This is a genomic window from Pseudomonas sp. St29, from assembly GCF_001547915.1.
GTDB lineage: Bacteria > Pseudomonadota > Gammaproteobacteria > Pseudomonadales > Pseudomonadaceae > Aquipseudomonas.
This window is the reverse complement of sequence record NZ_AP014628.1, coordinates 6,727,390-6,751,207: the sequence shown is the minus strand read 5'-3', so window position 1 is coordinate 6,751,207 and position 23,818 is coordinate 6,727,390. Positions and strand designations below refer to the sequence as shown.

The 23,818-nt window shown below is 65.3% G+C and carries 19 protein-coding genes and 1 pseudogene; 8 read left to right on the top strand and 12 right to left on the bottom strand.

The window, feature by feature from the left end; genetic code table 11:
• The first annotated feature begins 69 nt into the window (after nt 1-69).
• The 4 genes and pseudogenes from PST29_RS30245 to PST29_RS30230 all read left to right on the top strand — a co-directional run.
• Nucleotides 70-1,485: an acetyl-CoA carboxylase biotin carboxylase subunit gene (locus tag PST29_RS30245; RefSeq protein WP_047306688.1), complete on the top strand. Its 1,416-nt coding sequence runs from the start codon at nt 70-72 to the stop codon at nt 1,483-1,485.
• Nucleotides 1,486-1,585: 100 nt separating this feature from the next.
• On the top strand, nt 1,586-3,394 hold the full coding sequence (gene oadA, locus PST29_RS30240) for a sodium-extruding oxaloacetate decarboxylase subunit alpha (protein ID WP_060841798.1): 1,809 nt from the start codon (nt 1,586-1,588) through the stop codon (nt 3,392-3,394).
• 269 nt (nt 3,395-3,663) lie between these two features.
• Nucleotides 3,664-4,938: a type II toxin-antitoxin system HipA family toxin gene (locus tag PST29_RS30235; RefSeq protein WP_082729346.1), complete on the top strand. Its 1,275-nt coding sequence runs from the start codon at nt 3,664-3,666 to the stop codon at nt 4,936-4,938.
• Nucleotides 4,935-5,198: pseudogene (locus PST29_RS30230) on the top strand (helix-turn-helix domain-containing protein); the annotation flags it as partial. The gene PST29_RS30235 and the pseudogene PST29_RS30230, both read left to right, overlap by 4 nt.
• Nucleotides 5,199-5,288: 90 nt before the next feature.
• Here PST29_RS30230 and PST29_RS30225 read toward each other — a convergent pair.
• Nucleotides 5,289-6,125, bottom strand: a complete 837-nt coding sequence (locus PST29_RS30225) for an amino acid ABC transporter permease (protein ID WP_060845021.1) — start codon at nt 6,123-6,125, stop codon at nt 5,289-5,291.
• Nucleotides 6,122-6,943, bottom strand: a complete 822-nt coding sequence (locus tag PST29_RS30220) for an ABC transporter substrate-binding protein (RefSeq protein ID WP_047306683.1) — start codon at nt 6,941-6,943, stop codon at nt 6,122-6,124. Before PST29_RS30220 ends, PST29_RS30225 begins: the two co-directional genes overlap by 4 nt.
• 110 nt (nt 6,944-7,053) lie before the next feature.
• On the opposite strand from PST29_RS30220, the gene PST29_RS30215 reads away from it, so the two are divergent.
• Nucleotides 7,054-7,953 carry a homocysteine S-methyltransferase family protein gene (locus PST29_RS30215; RefSeq protein WP_060845020.1) on the top strand — a complete coding sequence of 300 codons (900 nt, stop codon included), beginning with the start codon at nt 7,054-7,056 and terminating at the stop codon, nt 7,951-7,953.
• Between the two features lie 184 nt (nt 7,954-8,137).
• Here the strand turns inward: PST29_RS30215 and PST29_RS30210 are convergent, their stop codons facing one another.
• Genes PST29_RS30210 through PST29_RS30200 form a run of 3 tightly spaced genes read right to left on the bottom strand, consistent with a single transcriptional unit; the run spans nt 8,138 to nt 9,929 of the window.
• Entirely contained in the window at nt 8,138-8,809 is a 672-nt protein-coding gene (locus tag PST29_RS30210) for a GNAT family N-acetyltransferase (RefSeq protein WP_060841793.1), read from the bottom strand.
• 19 nt (nt 8,810-8,828) lie between these two features.
• The gene (locus tag PST29_RS30205; protein ID WP_060845019.1) at nt 8,829-9,275 is read right to left on the bottom strand and encodes a GNAT family N-acetyltransferase; all 447 of its coding nucleotides are present in this window, start codon (nt 9,273-9,275) and stop codon (nt 8,829-8,831) included.
• 30 nt (nt 9,276-9,305) lie between these two features.
• Nucleotides 9,306-9,929 carry an FMN-binding negative transcriptional regulator gene (locus PST29_RS30200; protein WP_060845018.1) on the bottom strand — a complete coding sequence of 208 codons (624 nt, stop codon included), beginning with the start codon at nt 9,927-9,929 and terminating at the stop codon, nt 9,306-9,308.
• 103 nt (nt 9,930-10,032) lie between these two features.
• On the opposite strand from PST29_RS30200, the gene pdxR reads away from it, so the two are divergent.
• Nucleotides 10,033-11,583 carry a MocR-like pyridoxine biosynthesis transcription factor PdxR gene (gene pdxR, locus PST29_RS30195; protein ID WP_060845017.1) on the top strand — a complete coding sequence of 517 codons (1,551 nt, stop codon included), beginning with the start codon at nt 10,033-10,035 and terminating at the stop codon, nt 11,581-11,583.
• Between the two features lie 40 nt (nt 11,584-11,623).
• On the top strand, nt 11,624-12,835 hold the full coding sequence (locus PST29_RS30190) for a YeeE/YedE family protein (protein WP_060845016.1): 1,212 nt from the start codon (nt 11,624-11,626) through the stop codon (nt 12,833-12,835).
• A gap of 170 nt (nt 12,836-13,005) precedes the next feature.
• On the opposite strand, the gene PST29_RS30185 is transcribed toward PST29_RS30190, so the two are convergent.
• The 5 genes from PST29_RS30185 to PST29_RS30165 all read right to left on the bottom strand — a co-directional run bounded on the left by PST29_RS30185 (nt 13,006) and on the right by PST29_RS30165 (nt 20,321).
• Nucleotides 13,006-14,106, bottom strand: coding sequence for a polyamine ABC transporter substrate-binding protein (locus PST29_RS30185; protein WP_060841788.1), 1,101 nt, complete (start codon nt 14,104-14,106; stop codon nt 13,006-13,008).
• 12 nt (nt 14,107-14,118) lie between these two features.
• The gene (locus PST29_RS30180) at nt 14,119-15,150 is read right to left on the bottom strand and encodes a histone deacetylase family protein (RefSeq protein WP_060841787.1); all 1,032 of its coding nucleotides are present in this window, start codon (nt 15,148-15,150) and stop codon (nt 14,119-14,121) included.
• Nucleotides 15,151-15,313: 163 nt separating this feature from the next.
• Nucleotides 15,314-17,239, bottom strand: a complete 1,926-nt coding sequence (locus PST29_RS30175; RefSeq protein WP_060845015.1) for an ankyrin repeat domain-containing protein — start codon at nt 17,237-17,239, stop codon at nt 15,314-15,316.
• A gap of 95 nt (nt 17,240-17,334) precedes the next feature.
• Nucleotides 17,335-19,257, bottom strand: coding sequence for an ankyrin repeat domain-containing protein (locus PST29_RS30170; protein ID WP_060845014.1), 1,923 nt, complete (start codon nt 19,255-19,257; stop codon nt 17,335-17,337).
• Nucleotides 19,258-19,328: 71 nt separating this feature from the next.
• Complete coding sequence (locus PST29_RS30165; RefSeq protein ID WP_060841784.1) at nt 19,329-20,321, bottom strand: AraC family transcriptional regulator; 993 nt, start codon at nt 20,319-20,321, stop codon at nt 19,329-19,331.
• 198 nt (nt 20,322-20,519) lie between these two features.
• On the opposite strand from PST29_RS30165, the gene PST29_RS30160 reads away from it, so the two are divergent.
• A complete protein-coding gene (locus PST29_RS30160; protein ID WP_231978992.1) occupies nt 20,520-21,065 on the top strand; it encodes a hypothetical protein in 546 nt (181 codons plus the stop codon).
• 72 nt (nt 21,066-21,137) lie between these two features.
• Here the strand turns inward: PST29_RS30160 and PST29_RS30155 are convergent, their stop codons facing one another.
• Nucleotides 21,138-22,139: an asparaginase gene (locus PST29_RS30155; protein WP_060845013.1), complete on the bottom strand. Its 1,002-nt coding sequence runs from the start codon at nt 22,137-22,139 to the stop codon at nt 21,138-21,140.
• Between the two features lie 104 nt (nt 22,140-22,243).
• Entirely contained in the window at nt 22,244-23,683 is a 1,440-nt protein-coding gene (locus tag PST29_RS30150; protein WP_060845012.1) for an alanine/glycine:cation symporter family protein, read from the bottom strand.
• Nucleotides 23,684-23,818 lie beyond the last annotated feature (135 nt).

The following is a 23,818-nucleotide window of genomic DNA, read 5'->3' as shown; positions in this document are numbered from 1 at the left end:
GAAACATTTGGTCACGCGCCGACTCGGTCTAGCGGGTCGTTTGTTCCAACGGCTCAAGGGAACCTCCAAGTGATAAAAAAGATCCTGATCGCCAACCGTGGTGAGATCGCCGTACGAATCGTGCGTGCCTGCGCCGAGATGGGCATCCGTTCGGTAGCGATCTTCTCCGACGCCGATCGCCATGCCCTGCATGTGAAGCGCGCGGATGAGGCCCACAGCATTGGCGCCGAGCCGCTGGCCGGCTACCTGAACCCGCGCAAACTGGTGAACCTGGCGGTGGAAACTGGCTGCGATGCCCTGCATCCCGGCTATGGCTTCCTTTCGGAAAATGCCGAACTGGCAGACATCTGTGCCGAACGTGGAGTCAAGTTCATAGGTCCTTCGGCGGAAGTCATCCGTCGCATGGGCGACAAGACCGAAGCCCGCCGCAGCATGATCAAGGCCGGCGTGCCGGTGACCCCGGGCACCGAAGGCAACGTTGCGGATATCCACGAAGCCCTGGCCGAAGGCGACCGCATCGGCTACCCGGTGATGCTCAAGGCCACCTCCGGTGGTGGCGGCCGCGGCATTCGTCGCTGCAACAGCCGTGAAGAGCTGGAGCAAGCGTTCCCCCGAGTGATTTCCGAAGCCACCAAGGCCTTTGGTTCGGCGGAAGTGTTCCTGGAAAAATGCATCGTCAATCCCAAGCACATCGAAGCGCAGATCCTCGGTGACAGCTTTGGCAACGTGGTGCACCTGTTCGAGCGCGACTGCTCGATCCAGCGCCGCAACCAGAAGCTCATCGAGATCGCCCCGAGCCCGCAGCTGACTCCGGAACAGCGCGCCTACATCGGCGACCTGTCGGTGCGCGCGGCCAAGGCCGTGGGCTACGAGAACGCCGGCACCGTGGAGTTCCTGCTCGCCGAGGGCGAGGTGTACTTCATGGAAATGAACACCCGGGTGCAGGTGGAACACACCATCACCGAGGAAATCACCGGCATCGACATCGTTCGCGAGCAGATCCGCATCGCCTCGGGCCTGCCTCTGTCGGTGAAGCAGGAAGACATCCACCACCGCGGCTTTGCCCTGCAGTTCCGGATCAACGCCGAGGACCCGAAGAACAACTTCCTCCCCAGCTTCGGCAAGATCACCCGTTACTACGCTCCCGGCGGCCCCGGCGTGCGTACCGATACGGCGATCTACACCGGCTACACCATTCCGCCGTTCTACGACTCCATGTGCCTGAAGCTGGTGGTCTGGGCCCTGACCTGGGAAGAAGCGATGGACCGTGGCCTGCGCGCCCTCGACGACATGCGCCTGCAAGGGGTCAAGACCACCGCCGCCTACTACCAGGAAATCCTGCGCAATCCGGAATTCCGTAGCGGTCAGTTCAATACCAGCTTCGTTGAAAGCCATCCGGAACTGACCAACTACTCGATCAAGCGCAAACCCGAAGAGCTGGCCCTGGCCATCGCCGCCGCCATCGCCGCCCACGCAGGCCTATGAATAAGCAGCCGCAAGCTGTCAGCGGCAAGCGCCAAGTAGAAGCGGATCGGCTTTTACTGGCGGCTTGTAGCTTGGAGCTTGCCGCCATGAGGAGATACCAATGACTAAAAAGATCTTCGTTACCGACACCATCCTGCGTGACGCCCACCAGTCGCTGCTGGCCACCCGCATGCGCACCGAAGACATGCTGCCGATCTGCGACAAGCTCGACAAAGTCGGCTACTGGTCCCTGGAAGTCTGGGGCGGCGCCACCTTCGACGCCTGCGTGCGCTTCCTCAAGGAAGACCCGTGGGAGCGCCTGCGCAAACTGCGCGCGGCGCTGCCCAACACTCGCCTGCAGATGCTCCTGCGCGGGCAGAACCTGCTGGGCTACCGCCACTACAGCGACGACGTGGTCAAGGCCTTCGTGGCCAAGGCCGCGGTCAATGGCATCGACGTGTTCCGCATCTTCGACGCCATGAACGACGTGCGTAACCTACGGGTCGCCATCGAAGCGGTGAAGGCCGCCGGCAAGCACGCCCAGGGCACCATCGCCTACACCACCAGCCCGGTGCACACCATCGAGGCCTTCGTGGCCCAGGCCAAGCAGATGGAAGCCATGGGTTGCGACTCCATCGCGATCAAGGACATGGCCGGCCTGCTGACCCCTTACGCCACCGGCGAGCTGGTCAAGGCGCTGAAGGCCGAGCTGTCGCTGCCGGTGTTCATCCACTCCCACGACACCGCCGGCCTGGCTGCCATGTGCCAGCTCAAGGCCATCGAGAACGGCGCCGACCATATCGACACCGCCATCTCCAGCTTCGCCTGGGGCACCAGCCACCCGGGCACCGAGTCCATGGTCGCGGCCCTCAAAGGCAGTGAATTCGACACCGGCCTGGACCTGGAGCTGCTGCAAGAGATCGGCCTGTACTTCTACGCCGTGCGCAAGAAGTACCACCAGTTCGAAAGCGAGTTCACCGCGGTCGATACCCGGGTGCAGGTCAACCAGGTGCCGGGCGGGATGATTTCCAACCTGGCCAACCAGTTGAAAGAGCAGGGCGCGCTGAACCGCATGGGCGAAGTGCTGGCCGAGATCCCGCGGGTGCGTCACGACCTGGGCTACCCGCCGCTGGTGACCCCGACCTCGCAGATCGTCGGCACCCAGGCGTTCTTCAACGTCCTGGCCGGCGAGCGCTACAAGACCATCACCAACGAAGTGAAGCTCTACCTGCAGGGCGGCTACGGCAAGGCCCCGGGTCAGGTGGACGAAAACCTGCGGCGCCAGGCCATCGGCAGCGAGGACGTGATCGACGTGCGTCCGGCCGACCTGCTGAAACCGGAAATGACCAAGCTGCGCGGCGAAATCGGTGCCCTGGCCCATTCCGAGGAAGACGTGCTGACCTACGCCATGTTCCCGGACATCGGGCGCAAATTCCTCGAAGAGCGTGAGGCCGGCACCCTGGTTCCGGAAGTATTGCTGCCGATCCCCGAAGCCGGTGGCGTCAGCAAGCCGGGCGGTGAAGGCGTGCCTACCGAGTTCGTTATCGACGTACACGGCGAAACCTACCGCGTCGACATCACCGGTGTCGGGGTCAAGGCCGAAGGCAAGCGTCACTTCTACCTGTCCATCGACGGCATGCCGGAAGAAGTGGTGTTCGAGCCGCTCAACGAATTCGTCGGCGGCGGTGGCAGCAAGCGCAAGCAGGCCAGTGCGCCGGGCCATGTCAGCACCACCATGCCGGGCAACATCGTCGATGTGCTGGTCAAGGAAGGCGACGTGGTCAAGGAAGGCCAGGCGGTACTGATCACTGAAGCCATGAAGATGGAAACCGAAGTCCAGGCCGCGGTGGCCGGCAAGGTGGTGGCGATTCATGTGGCCAAGGGCGACCGGGTCAACCCGGGCGAAATCCTGATCGAGATCGAGGGCTGAGTTCAGGCCCTCATCTGCAACGGTTTACCTCGGGGGAGCTACGGCTCCCCTTTTTTTGGCTTTTTTGAAGTGTCATTTAATGCATTTTATGTAGCAAATAGTTTATTGAAATGCATTTAGATGCACTTATTGGCTCTGAGGCTTGGAATAACTGCAATATAATGCACGGATGATTGAGGCGGAGTTTCTATACACGTGCAGCAAATACAGGTAACCCAATGCTCCGGCTGACGTTGCAGCTCTACGGCGCAGGGGCGTGGACCGATGCCATGACCCTGAGTTTCGACAACCCCGAAGCGGGCTTTGCCAGCCCTTGCAGCTTTGGTTATGTCCCGCAGTACCTGGTGGACAACCTGGACGCGGTTGCCAGCCCGCTGAGCCGCTCGGTCAGTGCGCAGATACCCTTGGGCTGGGAGCCCTGGCGAGAAGAGCGGGCGCCGGCCTTTCTTTATGACCTGGTCGCCACGCCGGCGGCGCGCCGCTTTTTGCTGCGGCAGATCGGCCATGAGCGGCCCGATGGCATGGGCAGCGAGCTGTTCCTCCTGGCCCGAAGCACCGCGGCGCCCATTGGCCATCTGCGGATCAAGGAGTCCCTGGCAGGGCTGCACAGGCGTCCGGCCCTGGGTTTTACCCGGGAACAGGTGGTGACCCTGGATAACCGTTTTCTGGAATACGCCCATGAGCAGGCGGCGGCCTTTGGTGGCACGGCGAGCATCGGCGACGAAGCGCCCAGGCTGTTGCTGACGGAAAACCGCGAGGGCTTGTTGTACCCCGATGCGCTGCTCGATGACGCCCATGCCGCGCGTCACTGGTGGGTGAAGTTTCCCCGTAACCCGGCTTCGCCGAATGCCTGCGACATCCTCAGAAGCGAGTTCCATTACTACCGGGCACTGCAGCAGCTGGGTATCGAGACGTTCCCGGCGCCTGGGCTGGCGCTGGAAGAGGGGCGTCGGCCAAGCCTGTGGATGCAGCGTTTTGACCGCCAGCTGACGTCCGCCGGGGTCGAGCGTCTGGCGGTGGAGTCGATCTATTCCCTGGCCGCTCTGGTGGGCCATGGCCAAGGCATGCGCCATACCGAGGTCCTGGGGATCCTCGCCGAACTGTGGCGCGCCGCCGGCCAGGAGGCGTTGATCCCCGAGCTGGTGGCGGATTACCTGCGGCGCGACCTGCTCAACAGGATCCTCGGCAACACCGACAATCATGGGCGCACGCTGTCGGTGCTGCGCACTGAGGCTGGGGTGCGCCTGGCGCCAATCCATGACCTGGCGCCCAAGGTCATGGGTGACCAGGGGATTGCCCGCACCACCAAATGGCCCGGGCGCATGGAAGTGGCCGGTGAGGTCGACTGGCGCCTGGTGTGCGCCAGTCTCAAGCCGCTGCTCGACCCCGAGGCCGCCCTCACGCGCCTGCGCGCAGACGCCGAACAACTGCGGGCCCTGCCGGACCTGCTGAGTGCCGGCGGCCTGCCCGAAGCCACCTTGAATCATCCGCGCATTCACCTGCGCCACCTGGACCGACGCCTGCAGGAGTGGGGATTGCGATGAACATGACGCTGGAAGAACGCGGGGCCCTGATCGACGACATCCAGCAGGAAATGGCGGCCGGTCGCCTGCCGATTGGCGAGGCGGTCAAGCGCCTGCGGACTGAAGTCACGGGGCTGCATCAGAGCCAGTTCGCCCGCATGTGCCGGATCTCCCTGCGCACCCTGATCCACATCGAGCACGGTGACGGCAACCCGACCCTCAAGTCATTGACGGCGGTGTTCAAGCCATTCGGCCTGCAGATGGGGGTGGTGAAGGTGCAGAAGACCAGCCGCGCCCGTTCGCTGCTCGATGAGCCGGAGCGGGGGCAAAGGGGCCCGGGTGCTCCCGGGCCTTCGGCGCTCGCCTGAGCCTCAGCCGCGCTTGGCGTAACCCTTGCCGTAATGCCTTTCCATCCGCGCCTGGATCAGTTCCAGGCCGATGGACAGCAGCCAGTAGATCAGCGCCGCGGTGCTCAGCATCTCGATGTAGCGGTAGCTGGAACGGCCATAGGACTGGGCCAGGAACATCACTTCCCAGACCCCCATCACCGAGATCAGCGACGAGTCCTTGAGCATCGAGATGAACTGGTTGGTGGTCGGCGGAATGATGGTGCGCATGGCCTGGGGCAGGGTCACCTGCCAGAAGATCACGCTGTCGCTCATGCCCAGGGCCAGGGCCGCCTGACGCTGGCCGTGGGGCACGCCGAGGAGGCCGGCGCGGAAGATCTCGCTGAGGTAGGCGCCGTAGTTCAGCGACAGGGCGATGATCCCGGCGGTGATGGCGCCCGGCACCACGCCCAGTTGCGGCAGGCCGAGGTAGATCAGCAGGATCTGGATCAGCAGCGGCGTGCCGCGAAAGAACGAGGCGTAGAAGCTGGCGATGCCGAACGCCACGGCGCTGGACGACAGGCGCGCCAGGGCGGTGACAAAGCCCAGCAGCGACGAGGCGACGATGGAGCAGGCGCAGAGGAACAGGGTCAGCGCCGCGCCCTGGAGAAAGCCGCTGGGCGACAGGTGCAGGCCCAGCAGGTTTGGCAGCTTGTCGAGGATGATCGAGAACTTCAGGTCGAAGCTCAGGAAGAAGCTGGCGAACAGCCCCAGCAGCGCCGCCCAGGTCAGGTACAGGCGGCTGCGAAAGCCCAGCAGGCGCTTGAGCAGCGGTTCAGCCACCGCTTGTGGTGGCTGCGGCGGTGGTGTGTAGGCAGTCATTGGCTGATGTCGGCGCCGATCCATTTCTGCGACAGCTTGCTCAGGGTGCCGTCCTGCTTCAACTGGGCGAAGACTTCACGCACCTTGGCGTTCCACTGCGCATCGCCTTTCTCGATGGCCACCGAGTTGGGCTCGGCGTACAGCGGCTCGCCGGCCAGCTTGAAGCGCGCATCCTGGGTCAGCCGCGGTTGCGCGGTGACCAGGTTGGTGAGGATCGCATCCAGGCGCACGCCCGGGCCCAGGCCGAGGTCCTGGAAGGCCACGTTGTCGGTGTCGTAGGGGGCGATCTGCACGTTCTCGAAGGGGTATTGCAGCTGGGTGTCTTCCGCGCCTTCGATCACCAGGTTCTTGTTCAGGTAGCTCTCGTAGCTGGAGGCGGCGGTCAGGCCGACCTTCTTGTCGCTCAGGTCCTTGGCGCCGTGGATTCGCTCGTCCTTGGCGTTGACCACGATCACCGCCGGCGAGGCGTAGTACTGCACCGGGAAGTCGAAGACCTCGGCGCGAGCCTTGCTCGGGGTCATGGAGCAGATGCAGATGTCATAGCGCCCGCTCCAGCGTCCGGCGGCGATCACGTCCCAGGACGGGGTTTCCAGGCGCAGCTTGACCCCGAGCTTGTCGGCCACGGCCTTGGCCACGTCGACGTCGAAACCGTCCAGCTGGTTCTGCTCATTGAGGAAGGAGAAGGGCGGGTAGCTTTCCATCAGCACCCCGACCAGTTCCTTTTTCTGCTCGATACGCTCCAAGGTGGCGCCGGCGAAGGCTTGGGAGGAGGCGGCAAGTACGGTCAGGCCGAGGGCCAGCAGCGGTTTGAAATTCATCGGAATCCTGACTGAAAAAGAGTTGTTATTAACCGAATGGTGCGTATTTAATAGTTATAAGAACGACTCCGGTAGTGAGTTATTTTCATAAGCATATGAGTAAAAAGCATATGGGCGCAGGTAGCACGGTAATTCTGGATGGCGGTATGGGTCGTGAGTTGCAGCGCCGTGGTGCGCCGTTCCGGCAGCCCGAGTGGTCAGCCCTGGCGTTGAGCGAAGACCCCCAGGCGGTGGAGGCGGTGCATGCGGCCTATATCGCCAGCGGTTCCAACGTCATCACCAGCAACAGCTACGCCGTGGTGCCGTTCCACATCGGTGAAGAGCGCTTTGCCGCCGAAGGCCAGGCCCTGGCGGCCCTGGCCGGTGAGCTGGCGCGCCGCGCGGTGGAGGCCTCCGGCAAGCCGGTGCGGGTGGCGGGTTCGTTGCCGCCGCTGTTCGGCTCCTATCGCCCGGACCTATTCGATGCGTCCCGGGTCGAGGAAGTGCTGAGTCCGCTGGTTAAAGGACTGGCGCCGTTCGTGGACCTGTGGCTCGCAGAAACCCAAAGCTCGATCGCCGAAGCGCGGGCCATCCACGCAGGATTGCCCAAGGACGGCAAGCCGTTCTGGCTGTCCTTCACCCTGAAGGATGAAGACGTCGATGAAGTGCCACGCCTGCGTTCCGGCGAGCCGGTGGCTGACGCGGCGGCGGTGGCGGCGCAACTGGGGGTGCAGACCCTGCTGTTCAACTGCAGCCAGCCGGAAGTGATAGGCGCGGCGGTGGATGCGGCCCGTGACACCTTCGAGCGCCTGGGGGTGCAGATCCATATTGGCGTGTACGCCAACGCCTTCCCGCCGCAACCCGAGGATGCCACCGCCAACGACGGCCTGTGCCCGCTGCGCGAAGACCTGGATCCGCCGGGTTACCTGCGATGGGTAGCGGACTGGCACCAGCGCGGTGCCAGCCATGTCGGCGGTTGCTGCGGCATCGGCCCGGAGCACATTGCGGTGCTGGCGCAGAAGCTGGGCTGACCCCTGTAGCCGCTGCCGCAGGCTGCGCCAAGGTCCGCAAGACCTTCCGCGGCCTTCAACGGCGGCGCCCGCTGCGTCGGAGTGCCGCCCAGCCCGGTCGCAGCCTGCGGCAGCGGCTACAGGTCTTCTACCAGGCCGGGTCCACCGCTCTCTTTTCGGCGCCGGCTTGCCGGCGACCCCCCGGTTACCCGCGACACTCCGCCAGAGACTTGAGCTGCCCCGAGCCGCTCTGGTTCTCATCGCTGAGCCATTGCTCGAAGCCCTTGGCGATCGCCGGCCATTCCCCATCCAGGATCGAGAACCACGCGGTATCGCGGTTCTGCCCCTTGGCCACCATGTGCTGGCGAAACACCCCCTCGAAGCTGAAACCCAAACGCTCGGCGGCATAGCGCGAGCGGGCGTTGTCGTTGTTGCACTTCCACTCCAGGCGCCGGTAGCCCAGGGCGAAGGCTTCCCTGGCCAGCAGGTACACCGCCTCGGTGCTCTTGGGCGAGCGCTGCATCGGCGCGCCGAAGGTGACGTGGCCGATCTCGATGCGGCCCTGGGCCGGAACGATGGACATCAGGCTGATCAGGCCCTGGGCCTGGCCACTGGCGCGGTCGATGACGGTGAAGAAATACGGATCGCTGGCCAGGGCGTGATTGCCGAGCCAGGCGTCGAACACCGCGCGCTCGGGGAAGGGGCCGTAAGGCAGGTAGTTCCACAGCACCGGGTCGGCGCCGGGGCCTTGCAGCACCTGGAACAGCTGATCGCCGTGGCGCGCCGGGTCGAGCCTTTCCAAACGGATGAAGCGACCTTCAAGCAGGGTGGCCGAAGGGGCGGGGACGCCTTTCCAATCGGCGAGAGAAATCGACATGCAGTGGCTCCTTGCGGGTTCAGAGGGGTTTGCGGAACTGGATAAAGCCCGGACGCTCGGCAATGCGCTCGTAGAGCTGGATGGCCGTGGCATTGGTTTCGTGGGTCAGCCAATGCACCTTGGCGCAGCCGTCCTGCTTGGCCCGGGTGTAGACGAACTCGATCAACTGGCGGCCGACACCGGTGCCGCGCTGGTCCGGAGTCACCAGCAGGTCCTGCAGGTAGCAGGCATTCTCGATGCTCCAGTTGGAGCGGTGGTAGATGAAATGCACCAGGCCCACGGCGCGCTCGCCGTCCCAGGCCAGGGCGGAGTGGGTCGGTTCGCGGGTATCGAGAAAACGCTGCCAGGTGCTCTGGGTCACGGTGTCCGGCAGTTCGGTTTCGTAGAAGCGCAGGTAGGCCTGCCACAACGGCAGCCAGGCGGCGTGGTCGGCAGCGGTGACGGGGCGGATCTGAATCTGGCTCATGAAAGCTCCTTTATTGTTCTGGACGGGCACTCAGCCCATCAGTTGCGACAGTTGCTGGTCACGCGGGTCGGCGCTGGCCGCCAGGCCTTCACGGACCCCGGCGATGTCTTCGGCCTTGCGGTTCTGGCTGAGCTTGCGCTTGCCCTCCAGGCGCTGGATCGGCAGGGCGAAACCGACAATCGCCTTGAGCATGCCATCGACATAGTCGGCCGGAGCATCGGCCACCTTCCACGGTTGCGGGCGGCCGGCCTCATGGCGTTCGGTCAGGCCCTCGACCACCTGCAGCAACCGCTGCGGGTCGCTGAATATTTCGGGCTGGCCATAGGCGTGCACTGCCACGTAGTTCCAGGTGGGCACCACTTTGCCGTGTTCGGCCTTGCCCGGATAGAACGACGGGCTGATGTAGGCGTCTTCGCCGCTGAAAATCACCAGCGCCTCGGCACCGCTGGCCAGCTCGGCGCATTGCGGGTTGGCCTTGGCCAGGTGCCCATAGAGCGTGCCGCTGGCACCTTGCCCGGGGTCCAGCAGCAACGGCAGGTGGCTGGCTTGCAGGCCCAGGGCGCCCCAGGTCACCAGGGTGGCCAGACGGCTGTGTTGCATCACGCCGTGGAGGCGGGAAAGGTCTTCATCGACGAAAGCGCGAGGCAGGTACATGGAAAAACTCCTTGGCGAGTGGCTGCATCCTAGGCAGGCTAATGGTTCGTTGTAAGAGCCATCTCTGGTCTATTTCATAGGTCCAATTCCCGGGTGCCCCGCGATGAACAGTGCCTTGCCTCCGCTGTCTTTCAACCCTGCCGGGATCCAGCTGGATCGGCGCCAGGGCCTTAGCCGCCAGCTGTACCAGGCCCTGCGCCTGCGGGTGCTGGACGGGCGCCTGGCCAGCGGCACGCGCTTGCCGGCCAGCCGCGACCTGGCGGCGGCGCTGGGGATTTCCCGCAACAGCGTGGTGCGCGCCTATGACCAGCTGTATGCCGAGGGTTTTATCGAAGGGCGGGTCGGCGATGGCACCTACGTGGCCCAATTGCCGGAAACCCGGTTACCCATCAAAAAACTATCCACAAAAGTATCCACAGGGTTGTCAACAGGCTTACCCACAGGGTTATCCACAAAATCGACGGAAATAACTGGTGATGCATCCAGTAAAGTTATCCACAGCAGTGGTGTGCAGCGCCTGCAAGAGCACCATCTGAGTACGCCGCCCAGTGGTCCGCCGCGGGCTTTTCGGGTCGGCGTGCCGGCTTTCGATCTGTTCCCGTTCGAGGTCTGGGCCAAGCTGAATGCGGCTTTCTGGCGCAGGCCGAACCTGCACCAGCTGTGCTACGGCGACTCCGCCGGCGATTCGCGGCTGCGCGGCCTGATCGCCGCTTACCTGCGCAGTGCCCGGGGGCTGCAGTGCACCGCTGAACAAATTGTGATCACCAGTGGTGCGCAACAGGGCATCAGCCTTTGTGCACAGCTGCTGGTGGAGCCCGGTGACGTGGTGGCTGTGGAAAACCCAGGCTATCGGGCGGCGGGTCACGCCTTTGCCGTGGCCGGGGCGCGACTGCAGGGCGTGGCGGTGGACCAGGAAGGCATCGACTGCCGCCAGCTGGAGCAACTGGAGCACTGCCGCCTGGCCTATGTCACCCCGTCCCATCAGTACCCCACCGGGGTGATCATGAGCCTGGCCCGGCGCCTGGAGTTGCTGGCCTGGGCCGAGCGCAGCGGAGGCTGGATCGTCGAGGACGACTACGACGGCGAATACCGCTACAGCGGCGCGCCCCTGGCCCCGCTGGCGGCGCTGGACCGGCAGGGACGGGTGATCTATGTCGGCACCTTCGGCAAGGTCGCGTTCCCGGCACTGCGCCTGGGCTACCTGGTGTTGCCGCCGCATCTGGTGCAGGCCTTTGCCCGGCGCCGGGCGGTGGATGTGCGCCATTCCGAAGTCAGCACCCAGGCGGTGATGGCCGAGTTCATGGCCGCCGGGCACTTCCAGCGGCATATCCGGCGCATGCGCCGGGCCGCCCTGAGCCGGCGCAACACCTTGCTCGCCGGCTGGCCCGAGGCGATCCCAGGCGTCGGACCACTGCCCACGGTGGCCGCCGGGCTGCACCTGACAGTGCGCGTGGACAGCCTGGCCCGGGAGCAGCAACTGCTGGAGCAGGCGGCCAGTGTCGATGTCGAGGTCAACGGTCTGAGCACCTACTGGTTGCCGCAAACGGCCTTGCCCGCGGATCGGCGGGCCGGACTGGTGCTGGGGTTTGCTGCGGTGCCCGAAGCCGATATCCAGGCTGCGCTGGGGCGTTTGCGCCAGGCCTGGAGGGTTTGAGCGGGTATACTCGCGGGTCCTTTCCTGCCCGAGCATTCCCATGAGCCAGACCCTCTCCCTGGCGCCTGAACGCAAGTTCGGCGCCCCGCTGTGCGCCTTGCTGCTGTTGGTGCTTGGCGCCTTGTTCCTGCAGGTCCAGGTCGGGGCTCGGCAGGTGCTGCTGTTGCTGCTGGGGGCGGCCCTGGGGTTGACCCTGTATCACGCGGCCTTTGGTTTCACCTCGGCCTGGCGGGTGTTTATCCGTGATCGGCGTGGCGCCGGCCTGCGGGCGCAGATGGTCATGCTGGCCCTGGCGGTATTGCTGTTTTTCCCGGCGTTGGGGGCGGGCAGCCTGTTCGGCCAGCCGGTGGTGGGGCTGGTGGCGCCGGCCGGGGTGTCGGTGATCGTCGGCGCCTTTATCTTCGGTATCGGCATGCAACTGGGTGGCGGCTGCGCGTCGGGCACCCTGTTCACCGTCGGCGGCGGCAATGCGCGGATGCTGGTGACCCTGGCGTTCTTCATCTGCGGTTCGCTGCTCGCCACCCAGCATGTGGACTGGTGGTTCGCCCTGCCGTCGCTGCCGCCGATTTCCATCGTCCAGAGCTTCGGCGTCGGCCCGGCCCTGGGCTTGAGCCTGTGCCTGTTTGCGCTGATCGCCTTGCTCACCCAGACCCTGGAAAAACGCCGCCATGGCCGCCTCGAAGCCCCGGTCGCCAGCCCGCACCAGGGCTGGCGCCGCCTGCTACGCGGCCCCTGGCCGCAGGTCTGGGGCGCGGTGGCCCTGGCGTTGCTCAACTTCGCCACCCTGGCCCTGGCCGGGCGCCCGTGGGGCATCACCTCGGCGTTCGCCCTGTGGGGGGCGAAAGTCGCCAGTGGCTTGGGCGTGGACGTGGGCAGTTGGGTGTTCTGGCAGAGCGCGGCGAATGCCAAGGCCCTGGCGGCCCCGGTGTGGCAGGACATCACCAGCGTCATGGACATCGGCATCGTCCTGGGGGCCTTGTTGGCAGCGGGACTGGCGGGACGTTTTGCCCCGAGCCTGAAGATCCCCGCCCGTTCCCTGGTGGCGGCGGTGATCGGCGGGCTGCTGCTGGGCTACGGCTCGCGCCTGGCCTATGGCTGCAACATCGGCGCCTACTTCAGCGGCATCGCCTCCGGCAGCCTGCATGGCTGGCTGTGGCTGGTGGCGGCCTTTATCGGCAACGGCGTCGGCGTGCGCCTGCGGCCCTGGTTCTTCGCCGCAGAGCGCAGCCCCCAAGGCCTCAGTGGCTGCTAACCACTTGTCGTGGCGAGGGAGCGTGCTCCCGCTCGGCCGCGCAGCGGTCGTAAAGCCGACGGTTGCGGTGTATCAGGCAGAACCGGGAAACCGCTTTTGGGCTTGCTGCGCCATCCAGCGCGAGCAAGCTCGCTCGCCACAGGGCGTGCGGTTCCCGTCCTGGATGAGGGTCAGGTGCCGGACTTGATCTTGGTCCAGGCCCGGGTCCGCGCCCGCTCCGCATCACGGGGCAGCGGCTGCAGGGTATACAGGGTGTTCATCGCCGCTGCTGTCGGATACAGGTTGGGGTTGTTGCGGATCGAAGGGTCCACCAGCTCCGTGGCGTCCTTGTTCGGGTTCGGGTAACCGACAAAGTCGCTGACCGGGGCGATCACCTGGGGTTGCAGCAGGTAGTTGATGAAGGTGTAGGCGTCTTGCGGATCCTTGGCGCCCTTGGGGATCGCCAGCATGTCGAACCAGATCGGCGCGCCTTCCTTGGGCAGGCGCATGTCCACGGTCACGCCGTTCTTGGCTTCCTTGGCGCGGTTGGCGGCCTGGGAGAAGCTCCCCGAATAACCCACCGCCACGCAGATGTCGCCGTTGGCGATGTCGGCCATGTACTTGGACGAATGGAAGTAGGTGATGTACGGGCGAATCTTCATCAGCAGCGCTTCAGCTTTCTCGTAGTCCGCCGGCTTCTTGCTGTTGGGGTCCAGGCCCAGGTGCTGCAGGGCCAGGGGCAGGATTTCCGACGGCGAATCCAGCAGGGCCACGCCGCACTGCTTGAGCTTGCTGATGTTCTCTTCCTTGAAGATCAGGTCCCAACTGTCCACCGGCGCCTGGTCGCCCAGGGCGGCCTTGACCTTGTCCGGGTTGAAGCCGATCAGGATGGTGCCGTACATGTAGGGCACGGCGAACTGGTTGCCCGGGTCGTTGGCCTCGATCAGCTTCATCAGCTTGGGGTCCAGGTGGTTCCAGTTGGGCAGCTTGCTGCGGTCCAGGGGCTGGAACACCCCGGCCTCGATCTGCTTGGCCAGGAACACGTTGGACGGCACCACCACGTCATACCCGGAGTTGCCGGTCAGCAGCTTGGCCTCCAGGGCTTCGTTGGTGTCGAAGATGTCGTAGACCAGCTTCACCTGGCTGTTCTGCGCCTTGAAATCCTCCAGGGCCTTGGGGGTGATGTAGTCGAACCAGTTGTACACCCGCAGCGTGCGCTCTTCGGCGTGGGCGGCGGTGCCCAGCAGGCTGGCGCACAGGGCGGGAATCACTAAGCGTTTGAGTCTTTGCATGATGCGAATCCCTCACTGGGCGCTTTGAAAACCTTCGAGAACGTTCACGGCGTTGATGCCGATTTCTGCTACCGCGTAACCGCCTTCCATGACGAACAGCGTCGGCTTGCCGAGGGCGGCGATGCGCTTGCCCATGGCCAGGTAATCCGGGCTGTCGAGTTTGAATTGCGAGATCGGGTCGTCCTTGAAGGTGTCCACGCCCAGGGACACCACGATGATGTCGGCGCCAAAGCGCTGGATCTCGTCGCAGGCCTGCTCCAGGGCCGCGCTCCACAGGTCCCAGCCGCTGCCGGCGGCCAGTGGGTAGTTGAAGTTGAAACCTTCCCCGGCGCCTTCGCCGCATTCGTCGGCATAGCCCAGGAAGAACGGGAACTCGGCTTCCGGGTGGCCGTGGATCGAGGTGAAGAGCACGTCGCTGCGCTCATAGAAAATCGACTGGGTGCCGTTGCCGTGGTGGTAGTCGACATCGAGGATCGCGACTTTCCGGTGGCCCTGGTCGAGGAACGCCTGGGCGGCGATGGCAGCGTTGTTCAGGTAGCAGTAACCGCCCATCAGGTCGCTGGCGGCGTGGTGTCCCGGTGGCCGGCACAGGGCGAAGGCGCTGTGGGCGCCGTTCTGGATATGGGCCTGGGCGGTCAGCGCCACCTGTGCTGCGCTGTAGGCCGCCTGCCAGGTGCCGGCGGTGATCGGCGCGCCGCCGTCGAAGCTGTAGTAGCCCAGCTGGCCGTGGAGGCTGGTGGGAATCACGCTGCGCAGGGTGCGCGCCGGCCAGGTGTAGGGCAGCAGGTCGCCGTCGATGCCCTGTGCCGCCCAGCGTTCCCAGGCGCCCTTGAAGAAGTCCAGGTAGGCCCGGCTGTGGATGCGCTCGATAGGCTCCAGGCCGAAGTCCCTGGGTGCCTCGACCGGACCGAGGTTGCGCTGTTGCACCCGGTCCAGCACGTGGTCGGCCCGGGAAGGCATTTCGAAACAGGGCATCAGTTGCCCATCGATGAGTTCACAACGGCCGTGGTGCAGGTGGTGATCGTCCGAGTAGATCGTCAGCATTTTCTTGTTCTCCGCAGGCTGATTCGGTGGCTCACAGTCTTGCGGGGCGCGGGGTTTCGGAGAACGGCAGGAGCGGCCAAAAGGGGATTGATCTGGCCAAAGTGTTTGACCGAAATTCGCCCCTTAAAGAGGCGTGGCGCCCCATTGCGGGGCGCCACGGGTTTCAGCCGGCAGGTGGGGCGGGAACGTAGCGCTGCAGCACCTTGAGCATGTCCTCGCGTTTGTTCCGGGCGATGGCTTCCAGCAACAGGGTGTAGCCCTTTTTCTCGCAGTGCTGGCCGACAGTCGGGTCGGCGCCTTTCTCCAGCAGCAGGGCGAACAGCTCCAGGGTGTCCTGCTGGCTGACGGAGGGCGACTGGGCGTCGGCGGAGGTCTTGTCGGCCACCAGGGTCAGCAGGCTTTCGCCGACGGGCTGGTTGTAGCAGGTGCCGCGGCCGTAGCTCAGGTTGAGGTTGGCACCGGCCTCTATCAGCTGCCTCATGGCCACCTGGTTGTTGCCCGAAAACGCCCGATACAGCGCGGTTTCACCATCGGCGGTGGTGCGCCGGTCGAGGTTTTGCGGGTGTTGCAGCAGCCAAGTGAAGCCTTGCAGGCTGCGCTTGTTCTCGGCCATCTGCATCAGGGGCGTCACGCCCTGGCTGTCGGGTTCGTCGAGGGCGACACCGGCCTCGATGAGGAACTTCAGGCGCCCGCCCTGGCTCAGGTCGGGGCTGTCGCCCAGATCGCGGCGCATGGCCAGGGTCGCCAGGGTGGTCCAGTTGTACAGGCCGCTGGTGTGGGCGCCGTGCTCCAGCAGCAGCCGGGCGATGTCCAGGTGCGGCGCGTCCAGGGCGTGCAACAGGGCACTGCGGCCATCGTCGGCCATGACCTCGCCGCTGATGCCGCTGGCCAGCAGGCGCTGCACTTGGGTCAGGTCGCCGGCATCCACCGCGTCCACCAGCGGCCAGAAGCCCTGGCACGCCTGTGGGTTGGCGGCGCTCAGGCCCAGGCGCTGCAGGACCCGGGGCGGGATGCTCATCTGGCGTCGCAGGCGCAGGCCGCAATACACCCGATAGCCCTCGATGGCCCGGCCCTGATGGGCGTTGTCCAATGGCCGCTGTTCGAACAGCGCCCAGTCCAGGTCCGCCAGGTTGAGGTAGGTCGGCATGCGTCCAGGGTCGCGGCGCAGTACTTCCCGGAGCCAGGGGCGGGCAGTTTGCAGCTGACCGGCCTGGCTGGCCCAGAAGGCGATGTCATTCAGCAGGCCGGGGTATTCGCGGCGCTCGCTGGCGATGCTGCGAAAGTCATGGACGACGAAGAAGTCTTCCACTGCGCGGATGCCCGGCAGTTTGTCCTTGGCCGTGCGCAGTTGTTCGTGCAGCGCGCGGAACTCTTTCCAGAGGCTGTCCGGGGTCGAGGCTGGCGCTGGCACATAGGCGTTGATGGTGATCGGCCCGCTGCCTTGGGTGAAGGGGCGGAACCACCGCGGGAATGTCTCCAGGGCCTGCAACCATTGCTGCCCGGTTTCCTCGCTGATGGGTTGCAGGGGGGTGAATTCCATCTGGCTCAGGTCCCGGCGGTGACTGATGGCCAGCAGCGGGTGCTGCGGATCGCGCTGGTCGACCAGCAGGTAGCGCCCGCTAAGTTGCCACTCGGCTGGCTCCTTACACTGGAAGCTCAGGGGCGTCAGGCTGATGCCGGGGACCAGGGTGTTGCTCGTGGGCCAGATGTCACTGACCGGGATGTCATCGCCCGGGGCTACACAGGCCCGCAGCTCTTTGGGGCTGAACAGGGCGATCGGCGGCGACTTGTAGATCCGTTCCCGGTACTTCAGGTCCTGGTAGGCATTGAAGTAGAACAGCCCGCGGTACTGGCTCAGGACAATCCGCAGCGGCACTCGCTCCAGGCCCGGCAGGGGGAACGGCTTGAGCTCCAGGGTGGCGGTTTCCGGGGAGTCGAGGACGAAGTTGCGGCGCATTCCCGACCATTTGAACCAGGCCAGGTCCAGGTCGAAGGCCTGGGCCACGGGGGCGGCCGTCAGCAGTGCCAGCGCCAGGCCTAGCCCGCGAATGCCGATGCGCCGGGCGATGGCGCCTGAGAGTAGCTTCAACGTTGCAGTCCCTTGCCGGTAGAAAGCCCGGCAATGTAATGCAATCGGCGCCGTTGTGCCGGGCTTTGTTTCAGGGGCGCAGCGGGCGCCACGCGTCAAAGACGAAACGCCGTCGCCGGCGGTGGTGGCGCAAAGCCTTGCAGCACCTTGAGCATGTCGTCGCGCTTGCGCCGGGCCATGATCTCCAGCAGCCAGGTGTAGCCGTTGTTCTTGCAGTAGCGGCCGAGGTTGGGGTCGGCGCCTTTTTCCAGCAGCAGGGTGAACATGTCCAGGCTCTGTTGCTGGCTGACCCAGGGATTGATGACCTCGGGCGAGCCCTGTTCGGCGACGATCATCAGCAGGCTTTCGCGAATCGGCTGCCCTGCGCAAGCATTGCGGCCGTAGCTCAGGTTGAGGTTGGCACCGGCCTTTATCAGTTCTCTGGCGGCGGCGTAGTTGCCGCCCTTGAGCGCCAGGAACAGCGCGGTTTCGCCGTCTGGCCCGCTGCGTTTGTCGAGGTCCTGCGGGTGTTGCAACAGCCAATTGAAGCGCTCGATGTCGTCGCGCTCCTTGGCCATTGCCTGCAGCACGGTGCCGCCCTGGGCATCCTGTTCATCGATGGCGGCACCGGCCTGCAGCAGGAAGTTGAGGCGCTTGGCCTGGCTCAGGTCGGGGTTGTCCTTGAGGTCGCGGCGCATGGCCAGGAACACCTGGGTGCGGCCGTTGTACTGGCCCTGTGGGCGGGCGCCATGGGCCAGCAACAGCCGGGCGATGTCCAGGTCGGGCTTGTCCAGGGCGTGCAACAGCGCCGGGCGTCCGTCGGCGGCGATCACGTCGCCGCGCAGGCCGCTTTGCAGCAGGCGCCGGACTTCGCCCGCGTCACCCTGGTCCACCGCCGTCACCAGCGGCCAGGCGCTCTGGCACGCCTGTTCGCTGGGTGCCTCAAGGCCCAGGCGCTGGGTGACCCTGGCGGGGACCCCAAGCTGGCGTTGCAGGCGCAGCCCGCAGTACAGCCGATAGTTCTCCATGGCCCGGCCCCGGTGCCGGGTGTCTGCGGGCTGCTGCTCGTACAGGCGCCAATCCAGGTCCGCCAGGTTGAGGTAGGTCGGCATGCGCCCCGGGTCGCGACGCAGCACGTAGGCCAGCCAGGGCCGGGCGCTCTGCAACTGGCCGGCCTCGGTGGCCCAATAGGCGATGTCGTTGAGCAGGCCCGGGTAGGTACTGCGCTCGGGGGCGATGGCGCGAAAGTCATGGCGGGTGAAGAAGGCTTCCGCCCGGGCGATGCCCGGGGCCTTGTCCTTGGCGTCGCGCAATTGCGCGTGCAACTGGCGGAACTCCGCCCAGACCTGATCCGCGCCGGGCGGCGGCGCATAGGGCTTGACGCTCAGCTGGCCGCTGCTGGCGTCAAAGGGTTCCAGCAGCTTCGGGTATTTGTGCAGGGCTTGCAGCCATCGCTGCTGCAGTTCGGGGGTGATTGGTTGCTGCGGGATGAAGTCGATCCGTGCCTCCCCCTGGCGCTGACCGATGGCCAGCAACGGCCGCTGGGGATCGCGGCTGTCCACCAGCAGATAGCGATTGCTCAACTCCCAGCCCGGGCTCTGGCAGTCGAAACTCAGCTTGATCAGGCTCAGGGCGGCTTCCAGCTGCTTGCTCGGCGGCCAGTTGTCGGTGGCCTCTACGGGGCGCTGCTCGGGCGTGCAGTCCTGGAGCGCCTGGGCATCGAACAGCGGCAAGGGCGGTGACTTGTAGACCCGCTGCCGGTACTGCCCATCCCCATAGCCGTTGAGGTAGAACAGCCCTTGGTATTGGCTGAGGATCAGCCGGGCCGGCGACTGGGCCAGCCCGGGCAGGGGAAAGGGTTCGAGTTGCAGCGTGGCGGTTTCCGGGTCGTCCAGCAGGATGTCGCTCTGCATCTCCCACCAGCGGATCTTCGACAGGTCGAAGGCCTGGGCAACGGGGCCGCCCGCCAGCAGCGCCAGTGCCAGACACAGCCCGCGAATACCGATGCGCCGGGCGATGGCGCCTGTGATTGGGTTCAAGCTTGCAGTCCCTTGCCGGTTTCAAAGCTCGGCAATGTAATGCAATCGGCGTCTTTATGCCGGGGTTTGTCTCAGGGCCGGAATTGGCTCGGCGCCACGCCGCTCCAGCGGATGAAGGCATGGCGAAAGCTCGCGGTCTCGCTGAAGCCCAGGGCCTCGGCAATCCGGTAGATGGGCATCTGGTCTTCGCAGAGCATTTGCTTGGCCCGCTCGAAGCGCAGCTCGTCCAGCAGCTCCTGATAGCTGCAGCCCAGGTCGCGCAGGTGGCGGCGCAGGGTCCGGGCCGAGCAGTTCATCTGTTCCGCCAGCCCCTCCAGCCCCGGCGCGGCGTCCAGTTGCGCCGCCAGCAACTGGCGGATGCGCCCGAGCCAGGCCTGGCGTCCGGTGAACTCGGTGTTCTGCTTGCGGCAGCGCTCGGCCATGGCCTGGTGAGTGATGGCATCCGCCAGGGGCAGGGGGTGTTCGAGCCATTGCTGGTCGAAGGCGAAGGCGTTGCTGCGGGCGTTGAACTGCAGCGGGCAGTCGAAGGGCTCGCGGTAGCGCTGTTGATAGTCCGGCGCCGGGTAGTCGAAGCGCGCCCCCAGCAGCGGCAGCGGGTGGCCCAGCAAGTCGTCGCAGATGACCTTCAGCGACACCAGGCAGAACTCGGTATTGAACGCCGCCAGGGCCGGGCTTTCGCGGTAGCCGGCTGCAGTGAACCAGATGCGCGGGCCGTCGGCTTCCAGGCTCAGTTCGAAAAGTGTTCCCAACAGCGCCGGATAGCGCATGGCCAGGCGCAAAGCGTCACCTAAGGTGGCACTGGTGAGCAGGGCATAGCCGAGCATGCCGTAGGAGGAAACGTGCATGCGCCGGCCCAGTTCCAGGCCGATGTCCCGTTGCAGGGCCACGGCATTGGCGCACACCAGCATCTCTTGATTGGTGGTGATGCGGGTGTCGGCGCGGCTCAGGTCGGCGGGGTTTATCCCGCTGCCGGCCAACAGGGCTTCACTGTCCTGGCCCTGTTCCTTGAAGGTGTTGAGCACCAGGGAAACGGCGTTGAGGGTGGTGAGGTGCGAGTGCAGCATGCGCAGATTCCAGCCAGGGGAAGACCCTTAACCGGAGCAAGTTGCATGCCGCCCGCGATCAGACCTGCGGTTTGCCGGCCCGCTGCATGGGGCATTGCGAGCGTTGTGTGGCTAGTGACTTGGCGCTTTGATTGGTGCAACCTGCCTGCCATTCATCGCCTGAAGTGGCGGTGCAGCAACCTCGATAAAGGACTATGTATGACCCTCATCCCTGCGCGTTCCCTGCTTCTGGTCTCCGGCTTGCTCCTGAGTTCGCTGTGCCTGGCCGAGGCTGAGCCAGGCAGCGAAAGCACCATCAAGGACTCTGCCAAGTCAGCCGTCTCATCAGCCATTTCGGCAGGCAAGAACCTCTTGGGCGGCGTCAGCGAAGGTGTGCTCGACGGTCGCCAATCGGCGCAAGGCGTCGACGGTGCCTCGATCATTTCCTCTCGCGAGCAAATGAAAGGCCGCGTCGATGTCCAGGTATTGAAAACTGAAGCCGTCGGCGACAGCTTCAACGTTACCCTGGGCTTCAAGAACAGCAGCGACAGCCAGTTGCGACTGATCAACCTCAAGCAGACCGGCGCCCTGCTGGCGATCGACCAGGACGGTTACGCCAACAATCTGACTGTCAGCCTCGACAACCCGGACGAAGTCACCATCCCGGCCAAGGCGGCAGTGCGGCAGAAGTTCGTGTTTGAAGGACCGATCGAGAGCTCGAGTTCGGTGCGGGTCTGGGGCCAGGATTACACGGTCAAAAAGTAACCTGACAGCCACCCTCTGCTCGTCGTCGAGCCGGCAGCTACCGCAGTAGCCACCGGCTCCCGAGCGCGAGCTTCAGCTCAACTCGCCACACAGATCGAGTTCGACCAGGCGCCGCACTTCGGCGCTTTCCAGCCCGGCACCGAGCAGCGCATTGAGCTTGCCGAACGCCGCTTCGCGAGTCATGCCGCCACCGGACAGCACGCCCACGCCGCGCAGGCGGCTGCCGGCTTCGTAGATGTCCAGCTCCACACCGCCTTCATGGCACTGGGTCACCGCCACCACCACGATGCCTTGCTCCTGTGCGCGCTTGAGACTGGCCAGGAACGCCGGGTTGTCGCTAGGACCGGTGCCGCTGCCGAAGCACTCCAGCACCAGGGCCTGGATGCCGCTGTCGAGCACGCCGTCCAGCAGCTCGGCGCCGATGCCGGGGAACAGCGGCAACACGCCGACCTTGGCCAGTTGCTTGGCCTGGCGGTAGTCCAGCGCCGACGGAATCGCTTCGGCCTTGGCGCCGCCGCCATTGCGTTGCAGGGCGGCGAACGGGTGACGGCCGAAACTGCGGATTTTCGCGCAGCGGGTCGGCGCCAGCAGCTCGCCGTGGAAGTACAGGTGCACCCCCGGTGCCAGGCCCTGGCCCAGGGCCAAGAGGGCGCCACTGAGGTTTTCCCAGGCGTCGCTGTCGGGCACGCCGGCCGGCAGCATCGAGCCGGTGAACACCACGGGCGCCGGCAGGCCCAGCAACTGGAAGCTCATGGCGGCGGCGCTGTAGGCCAGGGTGTCGGTGCCGTGCAGGATCAGCACGCTGTCGCAGCCTTGGTCCACGGCCTCGACCACCGCTTCACGCAGGCGCTGCCAGTAGTCGGGGGTCATGTTGGCGCTGTCGATCAGCGGCGCCATCTCGCGAAAGCGCCAGGCCGGCACCACCAGTTCGGGCTGGCTGTCGAGGTAGGCGCGCATGCGCACGTCGAAACCGGACGCCGGGGCCAGGCCGTCGGCGCTGGCCTGCATGCCGATGGTGCCACCGGTGTAGAGCACCATGACATGCTGGGCGACAGGGTAGGTCGAAGGGTTCATGGGATTCTCCGAAACGGTGAGTTCCTGTGGGAGCGGGCAAGCCCGCTCGCACATTTATCGAACTGTAACCGACGGGTGCAGAGGATGCTCCCGTCGTTCACCCGTCAGCGTTGCGCTGCGGGTACGCCTTGCGGCTCGGCCTGGGTGGCGGCCGAGGGTTCGGCAGGCCAGGCCTTCAGGTCCAGGTCCAGATCGGCGAACTTGCGCGAGTCGAACACCGGCTGGTCGACGCCGGAGCGGCGCTGCTCGTCGTAGTCGCGCATCACCCGCAGGCCGACCTTGAACAGCATGGCCAGGGCCACCAGGTTGACGAAGGCCAGGCAGGTCATGGTGATATCGGCGAAGGCGAACACGGTCGAAAGGTCCTGCATCGAACCCCAGACCACCAGCGCCAGCACCAGGCCGCGGAACAGCATCAGCACGGCGCGGTTGCGGCTGAGGAACTGCAGGCTGTTCTCGCCCAGGTAGTAGTTGTAGAGGATGCAGGTGAAGACGAACAGCGACAGCGCGACGCTGACGAACAGGCGGCCCCAGTCACCGACCACGGCGGCCAGCGAGTTCTGGGTCAGGACGATGCCATCGCCTTCGAAGCCAGGAGTGTAGAAGCCCGACAGCAGGATCAGCAGCGCGGTGCAGGTGCAGATCACGAAGGTGTCGAGGAACACGCTGAAGGCCTGGACCACGCCCTGGGCGCCCGGGTGCTTCACGGCGGCCACGGCGGCGACGTTCGGCGCACTGCCCAGGCCCGCTTCGTTGGCGAACACGCCACGCTTCACGCCCATGACGATGGCGCTGCCCAGCAGGCCGCCGAAGGCCGGATCGAGGCCGAAGGCGCTCTTGATGATGGTTTCCAGCATGGCCGGCACGTGTTCGATCTGGGTGCCGATCACGTACAGGGTCACGGCGATGTAGGCCAGGGTCTTGATCGGAACCAGCAGGTCGGACACCGCGGCGATGCGCTTGATGCCGCCGATGAAGGTGATGGCCAGCAGCACGGCCAGGACGATGCCGGTGTGGCGTGGGTCAAAGGCAAAGGCGTCCTGCAGCGAGTGCGTCACGGTGTAGGACTGCAGGCCGATGAAGGCGAAGCCGTAGGTGACCAGCAGCAGGATGGAGAACACCACCGCCATGCCCTTGAGCTTCAGGCCGTGCTGGATGTAGTAGGCCGGGCCGCCGCGGTACAGGCCGTCGCCGTCGGCGCGCTTGTAGACCTGGGCCAGGGTGCACTCGAAGAAGCTGCTGGACATGCCGACCAGTGCGGTCACCCACATCCAGAACACCGCGCCAGGGCCGCCCAGGGTCACGGCGATGCCGACGCCGGCGATGTTGCCCGCGCCCACCCGGCCAGCAAGGCTGAGCATCAGCGCCTGGAACGAGCTGAGCTGGCCGCCGCTGCTTTTCAGGCTGTCGCGGAACACCGCGAACATATGGAGGAAGTGGCGCAATTGAACGAAACGCGAGCGGATCGTGAAGTAGCTGCCGAGCCCGACAATGAGCACGATCAGCACTTTCCCTGAGAGGAAGTCGTTGATGACTTCGAGCATGGATTATTCCTCGCTGTTTTTTGTGTAGGCAAAAGCAGAACGGACGGAAACATTCAGTTACACCGCTGATTGCACGCACGGCAATGCGGTGGGGCGAGCGTTCGTCCCGGTTCTATATTTCGCGGGTTGTTATTA